We start from the raw sequence: 10,992 nt of genomic DNA, 5'->3' as shown, positions 1-10,992 counted from the left end.
GGCCCGCAGGCCTACCCCGCCCCGTCCGCGCCCGCCTGGGGCGCCCCGCACGGCGGCGGTCACGGCGGTGGCCACTACGGCGGTCACGGCGGCCACCACCGGCACAAGAGCTTCGGCCACATGCTGTTCTCCAGCTGACCGGCACACGAAGAAGCCCCCGGACGCTATGAGCGCTGGGGGCTTCGGTGTGGACGATACTGGGATTGAACCAGTGACCTCTTCCGTGTCAGGGAAGCGCTCTCCCGCTGAGCTAATCGTCCTCGGGACCACGATCCGGGGATCATGGGCGGTGCGTGCGCGATACTGGGATTGAACCAGTGACCTCTTCCGTGTCAGGGAAGCGCTCTCCCGCTGAGCTAATCGCGCGGGGATCCTTGCGGACCAGTGGACGATACTGGGATTGAACCAGTGACCTCTTCCGTGTCAGGGAAGCGCTCTCCCGCTGAGCTAATCGTCCTTGGAGGTGGAGACGGGATTTGAACCCGTGTAGACGGCTTTGCAGGCCGTTGCCTCGCCTCTCGGCCACTCCACCAGGAGCGTAGGGGTTCGGGAAGTTCCCCCACTTTCCTGCGAGCGGACGACCAGGTTCGAACTGGCGACCTCAACCTTGGCAAGGTTGCGCTCTACCAACTGAGCTACGTCCGCTTGTCGTTTCCGCTCGGCTTGCGCGTCGCGGCGACGAGTTGAACTCTAGCGGATTCCGGGGCCAGCACAAAAACGCGTTTGTGCAGCGTGCTGGCCTGCGACTACGGGAACACATGGTCAGGGCACCCGCGGTGACATGGCCGGGCGACCTGTGAGACACCCGCCATAGACTCGACGGCGTGTCCCGCCTCACCCCTCTCGCCCGTTTCGGCGGCCGTGTCGCCACTGGTCTCCTCGATGTCACCAGCGATCCCGCGGCCCTGGACTCCACCGGCTTCTGGGCGGTCGCGGCCGACTTCGAGGGCCGTCTGACCTGCGCGCGCTTCCGCGACGTACGGCACGAACCGGTCCCGGCGCCCGCCCCCGGCGCCTGGCGCGGCCCCGCGACCGAGGCCTGGACCTCCTCCCTCGACCGCGCCGCCTACACCGCCGGCGTCCGCCGCATCCGGGACCACATCGCGGCCGGCGAGGTCTACCAGGCGAACCTGTGCCGCGTCCTGTCCGCACCGGTCGCTCCCGACGCCGACGTGGACGCCCTCACCGCCCTGCTCGCACGCGGCAACCCGGCGCCGTACGCAGGAACGATCCGCTTGCCCGACCACGGCGTCGAGACAGCCACCGCCTCGCCCGAACTCTTCCTGCGCCGCACCGGCCGGGTCGTCGAGTCGGGCCCGATCAAGGGCACCGGGCGGACGGAGGCGGACCTGCTGCAGAAGGACTACGCCGAGAACGTGATGATCGTGGACCTGGTCCGCAACGACCTCGGCCGCGTGTGCGCCACGGGGACCGTGACCGTCCCGGACCTGTGTGTCGTGGAGAAGCATCCGGGTCTGGTCCACCTCGTGTCGACGGTACGAGGAGAGCTGCCCGCCGCCGCCGGCTGGCCGGAGCTGCTGGCCGCCGCCTTCCCGCCCGGGAGTGTCACCGGCGCGCCCAAGTCCAGTGCCCTGCGCATCATCGACGCCCTGGAGACCGCGTCCCGCGGCCCCTACTGCGGGGGCATCGGCTGGGTCGACGCGGACCGGGGGGCCGGCGAACTGGCCGTCGGCATCCGCACCTTCTGGATCGACCGCGCCGACGGCATGCTGCGCTTCGGCACCGGCGCGGGCATCACCTGGGGCTCGGACCCCGAGGGGGAGTGGCGGGAGACCGAGCTGAAGGCGTCACGGCTGCTCGCGATAGCGTCGGGCGTGTACGAGGTGAGCGGAGAGGCTCTTTCATGAAGATCTGGCTCGACGGCGGGCTCCAGGACATCGAGTCCGCCCGTGTCTCCGTCTTCGACCACGGACTGACCGTGGGCGACGGCATTTTCGAGACGGTGAAGGCGACGGACGGCAGGACGTTCGCGCTGACCCGCCATCTCGACCGGCTGACCCGTTCCGCGCGCGGCCTCGGGCTGCCCGACCCCGACCTGGACGAGGTCCGCCGCGGCTGCGCGGCCGTCCTCGACGCCAACCCGATGCCGTTCGGCCGGCTCCGCATCACGTACACCGGCGGCCACGGCCCCCTCGGCTCCGACCGCGGCGAGCACGGCCCGACCCTCGTGGTCGCCCTCGGAGAGGCGAGCCGCCGCCCCGACTCCACGGCCACCGTCACGGTCCCCTGGACCCGCAACGAACGCGGCGCCCTCGCCGGCCTCAAGACGACTTCCTACGCCGAGAACGTCGTCGCCCTCGCCCGCGCCCACCAACACGGCGCCTCCGAGGCCCTGTTCGCCAACACGGTCGGCCAACTCTGCGAGGGCACAGGCTCGAACGTCTTCGTGGTGCTGGACGGCGAGCTCCACACCCCGCCGGTCACCTCCGGCTGTCTCGCCGGCATCACCCGCGCCCTGACCGTCGAATGGACCGGCGCCAAGGAGACCGACCTGCCGCTGGACGTCCTGGAACGCGCCGACGAGGTCTTCCTCACGTCGTCGCTGCGGGACGTCCAGGCCGTTCACCTCGTCGACGAGCGTCAACTCCCGGGTGTGGCGGGGCCGGTGACCGCCAAGGCCATGCGCGTGTTCGACGAGCGGTCGGGCGACGACCTTGATCCCTAAGGGCCTAATTTAAGAGGCTGACCTTGGGCTCCAGGTCGGGTAGAACACAGTTGATGACCACGACCCTGCGGCCGACCGAGCCGCTTCAGCGCGAGGCCGACGGGACGCGTTCACGCCGCTATCAGGTGTGTGTGAACAGCCGTCCCGTCGGCTTGATCCACCTCGGCACGAGTCCGTTCTTCGGCGACTCGGTGGCTCAGATCCTGGACCTGCGTATCGATGAGCAGGACGGCCGACGCGGCCGGGGCACCGTGGCCGCGCTCGCCGCCGAGGAGGTGGTGCGGGGCTGGGGCTGCGAGCGGATCGAGGCTTCCGTGCCCGCGGAGGCGGAGGTGGCGCTCAGGATGGCGACCAACCTCGGCTACGTCGTCCGCAACCGCCACATGGAGAAGTCCCTCGGCGTCATCGCGCCCGAACTGCCCGCGGGGAGCCGGGGGCGGCCCATGACGCAGGAGGAGTTCGGCCCCTGGCAAGAGCTCGACACGGAGTCCTTCATCCAGAGCTGGACCGAGCGCGGGGTGCCCGAGGCGGAGGCCCGGACCAAGGCGCTGCGGGGCAACGCCGCCCTGCTGCCCCACGGAGTGGACACCGCGGACATGGTCTTCAGTGTCCTGGAGCACGAGGGGACCGCGGTCGGCACGCTCTGGACGGGTCCCCGTGACGGCAAGGCCTTCGTCTACAAGGTCGAGGCCGACGCACGCCATCGGGGCAGGGGCCACGGCCGCACCCTGATGCTCCTGGCCGAGGCGCAGGGCATCGCGACCGGTCTGCCGACGATCCGGCTGAACGTCTTCGCGGGCAACACCCCGGCCGAGCGGCTCTACGAGTCACTCGGTTACGAGACGGTCACCTACCACCTGTACAAGGGCCTGCTCTGAGACTCGGTCCGAGGCTCACTCGCCCCCGGCCAGCAACCGGTCGGCGATCTCCTCGATGCGGCCGCGGAGCCCGTCCTGGCTCTTGCCGCCGTCGAGAAGCTCGCCGCCGATGACGTACGTCGGGGTGCCGGTGACCCCGATGGCCTTGCCCTCGGCCTGGTCGGCGTCGACGATCAGGATGTGCCGGCCGTCGATCAGGGCGGTGTCGAACTCCTCGGCGTCCAGACCGAGTTCACCGGCCACCTCGACCAGGAAGGGTTCTCCCTCACGGTCCAGCTCCGCGACCCGGCCGAGCACGGCCTCGACGTAGTCCCAGCCCCGCCCCTGTTCCACGGCCTCCTCGGCGGCCTGCGCGGCGGCGAACGCGTGCTTGTGCTTCTCCAGCGGGAAGTGCCGCAGCCGCACCTCCAGCCGGTCGCCGTAGCGGGCCCGCAGGGCGCGTACATCGTCCAGGGCGGTGTCGCAGTCCGGGCACTGGAGCTCGCACCAGACGTCGAGGACGGGGGTGCGCACGGAGGGGAGGTCACTCATGGGGCCAGTCTCCCAGCCCCGGCCGCGCCGCCCCAACCGGGACCACGGGCCGCACTCGTACGACGCCGACCGGCACCTGGGGAGGATGCGACCCGGAGATGTCCCTGATGTCCTACCGGGGCATGGCCTCCCGGGGACCGGACGGTGCAGGATGGAAGGGACGAAGTGCGACCTGCCCGGACTGACGTGTCCGACCGGACCGGCCGAACTCGTCCGACCGAGACCTGCCCGACGGAAACTGCCTGGAGGACCGGATGATTGCCGAGACCGTCTGTTCCGCCGTCTCCGCGGCCGGCCTGGGCATCGCGGCGGTCACGGCGTATCGCAAGCGTTTTCTCTCCGCCGCCCGTATCGCGGCCTATTCGCTGGTGCCGGTCGGCCTGGTGATGACCGGTGTCGTCGGCTGGGTGGCCGACACCGCGTTCAGTCCTACGGCCTGGGCCGGTTTCGTCGTGCTGGGCGGCGCCTGGCTGCTCTTCATGGGCACGCGTGCCGTGGAGCGCCGTCGCGGCGGTGGCGGCACGCGCAAGGAACGCAAGGCGGCCCGGGCCTCGGCCCAGTCGGACGCGGTGGCTCCGGCGGCCTCCGCCCCCTCCCTGGGTCCGGCCAAGCGCCCGGCGACCCGGCCCGCGGCCACGCCCCGCGCGCAGAGCGGGGACGACTTCAGCGACATCGAGGCCATCCTGAAGAAGCACGGCATATGACGGTCGGACGGGACCGCGACTGAAACGACACAGAGTGAGCCAGGTCCGCCGGTAAGCGTTCAGGAGTCGTCGCGACTCGAAACGGACATCACGGAATTCGGCGAACTCCCTCTCATAGCGGGCGTGTTGATCGCGCCAGGAGCCTCCGCTGCGTCATCATCGCCGCGAGATGCTGGACACGACACAGAGCGACGCCGCGCCGCCGAAGGACGAGCCGCGCGGGTGCCTTTTCGCCCTTTCCCAGCCACCGCTGATGATCTTCCTAGCGGTGATCGGGTGTCTGCTGCTCATGGCCTCGCTGCACGACCTGCTGATGCTGTGAGCCGTACTCGTGGTCCCCGACGTCACCCGCCGGGGGCCACGAACTCATCGATTCCTTCGTGCCGGGCCGGCCGGCGGCGGGCGTCAGCCCGCCGCTTCCTTGCGCCGTGCCCGGTACGCGGCCACGTGCAGCCTGTTCCCGCAGGTCCGGCTGTCGCAGTACCGGCGGGAGCGGTTCCGGGAGAGGTCGACGAAGGCACGCCGGCAGTCCGGGGCCTCGCAGCGGCGCAGCCGCTCCTGCTCGCCGGCCACTACGAAGAACGCGAGCGCCATCCCGCAGTCCGCGGCGAGATGGTCGGCGACCGAGGCGCCCGGCGCGAAGTAGTGCACATGCCAGTCGTAGCCGTCGTGGTCCGTGAGCCGGGGTGTGGTGCCCGCGGCGGCGACCAGGTCGTTGATCAGCCCGGCGGCGGTCCGGGGGTCCGGGGCCGAGAAGACCGCGGTGAACCGGCCGCGGATCTTGCGCACGGCGGAGAGGTCGAACTCCGACAGCACCCCGACATCGCTGATCTCGTGGTTCCGTACGAAATCCGCGAGCAGCGCGACATCCTGCAGTCCGTCCGGCGCCGCAGCGTCCTCCGGTGCGGTGTTCACCAGATCGACCACGGTGTCGAGGGCGCACCGGGTGTCGTGGGTGATCAGCACGTTTCGCTCCCTGGCCTGGGGGTCGGGCGGACGCCCGCCGATGCTGGCCGATGGTAGTGGCTTCCCGGAGGACGGCCCCATGTCTCTATGAACGGCACCGCGCCCGTCGCGGTTCCCCGGACCGCGGAGGACCGCGCGGACGGCGGACCGCGGGGAGTCGCCGGGGCCCGGGTCGGCACGCGCACCGGCGCCGCCCCCGCGACGAATCGCGGCGACGGCGCCGGTGTATGCCCTATGCGGTTGTCTGTGCCCGAGCCGTCTCCCCGAGTTCGGACGGCGCCGGGCGGCTTGGTTGGGACCTCGCTCTAGCTCTCCGCCAGGATGTGCGACAGCTCCTGATCCAGGTCGAAGTGCCGGTGCTCCGTGCCAGGTGGCACGGCGGCGTCCGTCCGCTTCAGGAAGGACTCCAGAGCCCGCGCGGGAGCCTCCAGCAGGGCTTCGCCCTCGGGAGAGCTCAGTGCGATGCAGACGACGCCCTGACCGTGACTACGGGATGGCCAGACTCGGACGTCGCCGGTGCCGGTGGGCCGGTGGAGGCCCTCCGCGAGAAGGTCGCGGGCGAACACCCACTCGACGGTCTCCTCGGCTCCGGTGTGGAAGGTGGCGTGCACGGCGTAGGGGTCGGCCGTGTCGTACCGCAGGCCTGCGGGGACAGGCAGGGATGACTCGCTCGACACAACGAGGCGCAGGTGCAGCTCGCAGCTGACCGTGGTGTTCATAAGCGCCAGGGCCTTTCGCTCAGTGTGCGCTCGGGGATTCGCACGTCGGCGAAATCGACATGCCACCTACGGTGCCGTTGTAAACCCCTCTGAGTGTTTTGCGTGCCTTTACGTAACTCTTCCGGCCGAGGGCTCGATCGCGCGGTGCGGCCATTCCGGTGACTGGTTTCCCTCGGGTAGGGTTTGTCCGTATGAATACGGGGAGTGACGAGCCGGGTGAGGTTGTCGTGACGTCGGGCGGGGCGGCCGACGAGACGCGGGCGGACGGGGCGCGGGACGGGCAAGGGCTCGGTTCCAAGGCGCCGGAATTCATCAAGGCACGCCGTGCGCTGCATCTGAGCTGGCAGGTCGGCGTCTTCGTCATCGGCCTCGCGGTCGTCGTCGCCGGCGTCATCATGCTGCCGCTGCCGGGACCCGGCTGGGTCGTGATCTTCGGCGGCATGGCGATCTGGGCGACCGAGTTCGTCTGGGCCCAGCTGGTGCTCCGCTGGACGAAGCGCAAGGTGACCGAGGCGGCACAGCGCGCGCTCGATCCCGCCGTACGCCGCCGCAATATCGTCCTGACCTCGATCGGCCTGGTCATCGTGGTCGCCCTTGTCGGCGTCTACGTCTGGAAGTTCGGCGTCGTGATGCCCTGGAAGATCAAGGACCAGTGACCCGCTGACGGCCTCCGGGGGCCTTCCGGCGCTGGTCGGGGCACCCGCTGACATGGGGTAATGTTCTCCGTGCGCCCGGGCGATTAGCTCAGTGGGAGAGCGCTTCGTTCACACCGAAGAGGTCACTGGTTCGAACCCAGTATCGCCCACCCGGACCGACGGCCCGCCTGTGATCACACAGGCGGGCCGTCGTCGTTCAGCCACCGGACCGCGCGGTCACGCCCCCACCGCTCAGGCGTTTTTCGGCCGCCCGGTGTTCGGGCACGGCAGGCCGCTTCCTGTTCGGCCGACCGGCCACGCGCGCCTCACCTGCGGTGTCCGTCCCTTCGCCTCCGCAATGCGCCCGGCGGCGCCGTCGTAGCACTCGGCCGGTCCGCAAGAAAATCCTGTCCGAATCATTGACGCACCCCGAGGGCCTCCGTAGCTTGTGCCAGCAAGCGCTTACTTGAAACGATTCATGCAGGTGGCAACGACGCTACGGGGAGGGCCCATCATGGGAACCGGCACGAATGTGGAGAGGCGTACGGTCCTGAAGGCCGGCGGAGTCTCGGCGGTCACGCTGGGGCTGGCGGCGACGGGGTGCGGCGGGAACGACGGCACGTCCGCGGACGGGAATGTGACGATCCGTTACTCGTGGTGGGGTGCCGAGGAGCGGGCGAAAAAGATCAATCAGTCCATCGCGCTCTTCGAGAAGAAGTATCCGAAGATCAAGGTGAAGACGGACTTTCAGGACTATCCCTCTTTCTGGGAGAAGTTCCAGACGCAGGCCGCGGGCGGAAATCCACCGGACGTATTCCAGAACGCTGTGGGATTTCTTCGGAAGTACGACAAGAGAGGCATCCTGCTCGATCTCAGGTCACAGGTCGACGCGGGGAATCTGAGCCTGGATCACTTCCGCGCGGGCGTCGTGAAAGTCGGCGAGGTCGACGGCAAGCAGCTCGGTGTTCCGGTCGGTTCGAACACCATGGCGCTGGTCATCGACAAGAAGGTCTACGCGAAGGCGGGCATCGACCCCACCGCGGGCTGGACCTGGGACGAGTACTTCAAGGCCCTCAAGACGATCCACGACAAGACCGAAGTCCCCGGGGACACGGGCTACTTCAGCATCATGTACCTGTACGACCTCTACCTCCGGCAGAACGGCAAGGCGTTCTTCACCAAGGACGGACTCGGTTTCGAGGAGTCGGATCTGACGGAGTGGTGGACGGACGGATACGGCCGGGTGAAGGCCGGGATCGTCACCTCCCCGAAGGTCGTCGCCCAGGACACCCCCAAGTCCTCGCTCTCGGCCGGACACGGAGCCTCGGAATTCACCTGGGACAACTTCACCGTCCGCTACACGGCGGAGGGCACCAGCGACTACGGCCTCGCGCCGATCCCCACCACCGACGGCAAGGACACCGGCCAGTACCTCGCGTCCCTGATGCTCAGCGGCTCCGCGCGCACCAAGCACCCGAAGGAGGTCGCCCAGTTCATCAACTTCATGGTCCACGACCCCTCGGTCGGAAAAATCATGGGCTACGACCGGGGCATCCTCGCGACCACCGACCAGTACGACGCGTTCAAACCGACCGACACGGTCCAGAAGGAGATCGCCCAGTACGAGGTGGACACCGCCAAGGCCGGTGTCCTCGGGACGATCACCCCGCACCCGTCCGGGGCCGACACCGCCGAGTCCGCCTTCCTCCGCATCGGCGGGGACATGGCGCTGGGCAAGACCAAGGTCGGCGACGCGGTGAAGCAGTTCTTCTCCGAGGCGCAGGCCGCCTTCTCCGCCTGATGGGAACCGCCGTGACGCTCGTCAAGGACGCTCCGCCCGACGCCCGGCCGACCCGCTCCGCAGCCCCCGCCGACCTGAAGCGGCGGGGGCGCCGCGAGAACCTCGCCGGCTACCTCTTCATGTCCCCATGGATCGCCGGCTTCCTGCTGCTGACCGCGGGCCCCATGGTCGCCTCCCTCTACTTCGCGTTCACCGACTACAACCTCTTCGACAGCCCGAAGTGGATCGGCTTCGACAACTTCACCCGGATGTTCGACGACCCCCGGTGGCAGAAGTCGGTCGAGGTGACGGCGAAATACGTCGTCATCGGCACCCCGCTGAAACTGATCCTCGCGCTCGGCGTGGCCATGCTGCTCGCGCAGAGCCGCCGCGGCCAGGCCCTCTACCGGGCCGCCTTCTACGCCCCCTCACTCATCGGCGCGAGCGTCTCGATCGGCTTCGTCTGGCGGACGCTGTTCTCCGACGGCGCCGTGGTGGACCGTACGCAGTCGTTGTTCGGCTCCCATGTCGGCGGCTGGGTCGGCGACCCCGACTGGATCCTCTACTCCCTGGTCGCGCTCACCGTCTGGCAGTTCGGCGCACCGATGGTCATCTTCCTCGCCGGGCTCAAGCAGGTCCCGAGGGAGCTGTACGAAGCCGCCGCGATGGACGGGGCCGGACCCTTCCGCCGGTTCTGGAACATCACCCTCCCGATGATCTCCCCGGTGCTGTTCTTCAACGTGCTGCTGGAGACCATCCACTCCTTCCAGATCTTCGGCTCGGCGTACGTAGTCTCGAACAGCCAGTGCGGACCGGCCGACGCCACGCTCGTCTACACCTGTTACCTCTACCAACAGGGCTTCAAGAACGCCCAGATGGGCTTCGCGTCCGCGATGGCGTGGATGCTGCTGCTCGCCGTGGCGCTCGTGACGGCCGTCCTCTTCTGGTCGCAGAAGAAGTGGGTGCACTACGAGGAGGACGTCCGATGAGTGCCGGCACCGTCTCGAAGTCCCCGGGTCTGGGGCGCAAGCGCACCGGCTCGCTCGTCTGGCACGTCGGGGCGCTGGCCGTCCTCGCCGTCGTCCTCTACCCGGTCGTCTGGGTCATCGGCGCCTCGTTCAAGCCGAGCAAGGACGTCATCAACAGCCTGCAGCTCTTCCCCGGGCACCCGATCCTCGCCAACTTCAAGGGCCTGGCCAAGGGCATCGCCGACATCTCGATCTGGACCTTCTTCCAGAACTCCCTCTTCTACGCCCTCGGTTCGGTCGTCGGCATCCTCATCTCCTGCTCCCTGACGGCCTACGCCTTCGCCCGCATCCGGTTCGCCGGCCGCAACCTGCTCTTCTCGCTGATGATCGGCACACTCCTGCTGCCGTACCACGTGCTGCTGATCCCGCAGTACGTGATGTTCCAGAAGCTCGAACTGGTCAACACCTACGTCCCGTTGCTGCTCGGCAAGTACCTGGCGACCGAGGCCTTCTTCGTCTTCCTCATGGTGCAGTTCATGCGCAACCTGCCGAAGGAACTGGACGAGGCCGCCCGGCTCGACGGCTGCGGGCACCTGCGCATCTACTGGTCGATCGTGCTGCCGCTGTGCCGGCCCGCGCTCATCACCAGCGCGATCTTCACCTTCATCAACGCCTGGAACGACTTCATGGGCCCGCTGATCTACCTCAACGAGCCCGGGAAATACACGGTTTCACTGGGCCTGATGATGTTCCGCGACTCCGACGGTGTGGCCGCGAACTACGGCGGCATGATCGCGATGTCGCTCGTCGCGCTGCTTCCGGTGCTGCTGTTCTTCCTCGCCTTCCAGCGGTACCTGATCGACGGTATGGCGACCTCCGGACTGAAGGGCTGAGACGGTGGCCGAAGCACGCGTGAAGGCACGCAGGGAGTCGGTCTTCGCCGAGCGGTTCGGGGTCTTCGCCGAATGTCTGCTCACCGGGGTGTGGATCGCCGTCGCGTCGGCGGGAGTTGTCACCTATCCCGCCGCATTTGCCGCCGGGGCACGGCACTTGAGGCGTCGCACGGGTCATGTCGGCGGTGGCTGGCGGGAGTTCGTCGCGGACGTCCGGGGGGCGGTGCGCGGC

At 68.7% G+C, this 10,992-nt stretch carries 12 protein-coding genes, 6 tRNA genes and 2 pseudogenes; 12 read left to right on the top strand and 8 right to left on the bottom strand.

What is annotated here, in order from left to right; all coding sequences use genetic code 11:
* Positions 1-138 (top strand): annotated as a pseudogene (locus AC31A1_RS36365) (zf-TFIIB domain-containing protein); the annotation flags it as partial.
* A 50-nt stretch (positions 139-188) separates the two neighbouring features.
* Here AC31A1_RS36365 and AC31A1_RS36360 read toward each other — a convergent pair.
* The 5 genes from AC31A1_RS36360 to AC31A1_RS36340 all read right to left on the bottom strand — a co-directional run bounded on the left by AC31A1_RS36360 (position 189) and on the right by AC31A1_RS36340 (position 645).
* A tRNA-Val gene (locus tag AC31A1_RS36360) sits at positions 189-260 on the bottom strand.
* A 34-nt stretch (positions 261-294) separates the two neighbouring features.
* Positions 295-366 (bottom strand) — tRNA-Val (locus AC31A1_RS36355).
* 19 nt (positions 367-385) lie between these two features.
* Positions 386-457: transfer RNA gene (locus AC31A1_RS36350), tRNA-Val, on the bottom strand.
* Between the two features lies 1 nt (position 458).
* A tRNA-Cys gene (locus AC31A1_RS36345) sits at positions 459-532 on the bottom strand.
* 40 nt (positions 533-572) lie between these two features.
* Positions 573-645 (bottom strand) — tRNA-Gly (locus tag AC31A1_RS36340).
* Between the two features lie 179 nt (positions 646-824).
* Here AC31A1_RS36340 and AC31A1_RS36335 point away from each other — a divergent pair.
* The 3 genes from AC31A1_RS36335 to AC31A1_RS36325 are packed head-to-tail and all read left to right on the top strand — an operon-like array spanning position 825 to position 3,564.
* Positions 825-1,868: a chorismate-binding protein gene (locus tag AC31A1_RS36335; protein ID WP_489657396.1), complete on the top strand. Its 1,044-nt coding sequence runs from the start codon at positions 825-827 to the stop codon at positions 1,866-1,868.
* Positions 1,865-2,686, top strand: a complete 822-nt coding sequence (locus tag AC31A1_RS36330) for an aminotransferase class IV (RefSeq protein WP_489657395.1) — start codon at positions 1,865-1,867, stop codon at positions 2,684-2,686. Before AC31A1_RS36335 ends, AC31A1_RS36330 begins: the two co-directional genes overlap by 4 nt.
* Positions 2,687-2,739: 53 nt before the next feature.
* On the top strand, positions 2,740-3,564 hold the full coding sequence (locus tag AC31A1_RS36325; protein WP_489657394.1) for a GNAT family N-acetyltransferase: 825 nt from the start codon (positions 2,740-2,742) through the stop codon (positions 3,562-3,564).
* Between the two features lie 15 nt (positions 3,565-3,579).
* On the opposite strand, the gene AC31A1_RS36320 is transcribed toward AC31A1_RS36325, so the two are convergent.
* Complete coding sequence (locus tag AC31A1_RS36320; RefSeq protein WP_489657393.1) at positions 3,580-4,095, bottom strand: DsbA family protein; 516 nt, start codon at positions 4,093-4,095, stop codon at positions 3,580-3,582.
* Positions 4,096-4,349: 254 nt separating this feature from the next.
* On the opposite strand from AC31A1_RS36320, the gene AC31A1_RS36315 reads away from it, so the two are divergent.
* Together AC31A1_RS36315 and AC31A1_RS36310 are read left to right on the top strand one after the other, a co-directional pair.
* A complete protein-coding gene (locus AC31A1_RS36315) occupies positions 4,350-4,799 on the top strand; it encodes a hypothetical protein (protein ID WP_489657392.1) in 450 nt (149 codons plus the stop codon).
* 169 nt (positions 4,800-4,968) lie between these two features.
* A complete protein-coding gene (locus AC31A1_RS36310; protein WP_019059824.1) occupies positions 4,969-5,121 on the top strand; it encodes a hypothetical protein in 153 nt (50 codons plus the stop codon).
* A gap of 83 nt (positions 5,122-5,204) precedes the next feature.
* Here AC31A1_RS36310 and AC31A1_RS36305 read toward each other — a convergent pair whose 3' ends face one another.
* Positions 5,205-5,765, bottom strand: a complete 561-nt coding sequence (locus AC31A1_RS36305; protein ID WP_033282237.1) for a CGNR zinc finger domain-containing protein — start codon at positions 5,763-5,765, stop codon at positions 5,205-5,207.
* A 305-nt stretch (positions 5,766-6,070) separates the two neighbouring features.
* Positions 6,071-6,484 (bottom strand): SsgA family sporulation/cell division regulator, encoded by a 414-nt coding sequence (locus tag AC31A1_RS36300; protein WP_004002642.1) that lies wholly within the window; start codon positions 6,482-6,484, stop codon positions 6,071-6,073.
* 191 nt (positions 6,485-6,675) lie between these two features.
* Between AC31A1_RS36300 and AC31A1_RS36295 the strand changes: the two genes are divergently transcribed.
* The 6 genes and pseudogenes from AC31A1_RS36295 to AC31A1_RS36270 all read left to right on the top strand — a co-directional run.
* Positions 6,676-7,140 carry a TIGR02611 family protein gene (locus tag AC31A1_RS36295; RefSeq protein WP_489657391.1) on the top strand — a complete coding sequence of 155 codons (465 nt, stop codon included), beginning with the start codon at positions 6,676-6,678 and terminating at the stop codon, positions 7,138-7,140.
* A gap of 77 nt (positions 7,141-7,217) precedes the next feature.
* A tRNA-Val gene (locus AC31A1_RS36290) sits at positions 7,218-7,289 on the top strand.
* A 344-nt stretch (positions 7,290-7,633) separates the two neighbouring features.
* On the top strand, positions 7,634-8,920 hold the full coding sequence (locus AC31A1_RS36285; RefSeq protein WP_489657390.1) for an ABC transporter substrate-binding protein: 1,287 nt from the start codon (positions 7,634-7,636) through the stop codon (positions 8,918-8,920).
* Positions 8,920-9,888 (top strand): carbohydrate ABC transporter permease, encoded by a 969-nt coding sequence (locus AC31A1_RS36280; protein ID WP_489657389.1) that lies wholly within the window; start codon positions 8,920-8,922, stop codon positions 9,886-9,888. Before AC31A1_RS36285 ends, AC31A1_RS36280 begins: the two co-directional genes overlap by 1 nt.
* On the top strand, positions 9,885-10,760 hold the full coding sequence (locus AC31A1_RS36275) for a carbohydrate ABC transporter permease (RefSeq protein ID WP_489657388.1): 876 nt from the start codon (positions 9,885-9,887) through the stop codon (positions 10,758-10,760). Before AC31A1_RS36280 ends, AC31A1_RS36275 begins: the two co-directional genes overlap by 4 nt.
* A 4-nt stretch (positions 10,761-10,764) precedes the next feature.
* Positions 10,765-10,992, top strand: a pseudogene (locus AC31A1_RS36270) (hypothetical protein); the annotation flags it as partial.

This window comes from Streptomyces sp. P5F9 (genome assembly GCF_057961495.1).
The sequence above is the reverse complement of the archived record's forward strand: the minus strand, read 5'-3'. Positions and strand labels throughout refer to the sequence as shown.

What these genes read in the sequence shown, in the direction of transcription:
- AC31A1_RS36330 (WP_489657395.1), top strand. Translation starts at nt 1,865, where the DNA reads ATGAAGATCTGGCTCGACGGCGGGCTCCAGGACATCGAGTCCGCCCGT.
- AC31A1_RS36325 (WP_489657394.1), top strand. Translation starts at nt 2,740, where the DNA reads ATGACCACGACCCTGCGGCCGACCGAGCCGCTTCAGCGCGAGGCCGAC.
- AC31A1_RS36320 (WP_489657393.1), bottom strand. Translation starts at nt 4,095, where the DNA reads ATGAGTGACCTCCCCTCCGTGCGCACCCCCGTCCTCGACGTCTGGTGC.
- AC31A1_RS36315 (WP_489657392.1), top strand. Translation starts at nt 4,350, where the DNA reads ATGATTGCCGAGACCGTCTGTTCCGCCGTCTCCGCGGCCGGCCTGGGC.
- AC31A1_RS36310 (WP_019059824.1), top strand. Translation starts at nt 4,969, where the DNA reads ATGCTGGACACGACACAGAGCGACGCCGCGCCGCCGAAGGACGAGCCG.
- AC31A1_RS36300 (WP_004002642.1), bottom strand. Translation starts at nt 6,484, where the DNA reads ATGAACACCACGGTCAGCTGCGAGCTGCACCTGCGCCTCGTTGTGTCG.
- AC31A1_RS36295 (WP_489657391.1), top strand. Translation starts at nt 6,676, where the DNA reads ATGAATACGGGGAGTGACGAGCCGGGTGAGGTTGTCGTGACGTCGGGC.
- AC31A1_RS36285 (WP_489657390.1), top strand. Translation starts at nt 7,634, where the DNA reads ATGGGAACCGGCACGAATGTGGAGAGGCGTACGGTCCTGAAGGCCGGC.
- AC31A1_RS36280 (WP_489657389.1), top strand. Translation starts at nt 8,920, where the DNA reads ATGGGAACCGCCGTGACGCTCGTCAAGGACGCTCCGCCCGACGCCCGG.
- AC31A1_RS36275 (WP_489657388.1), top strand. Translation starts at nt 9,885, where the DNA reads ATGAGTGCCGGCACCGTCTCGAAGTCCCCGGGTCTGGGGCGCAAGCGC.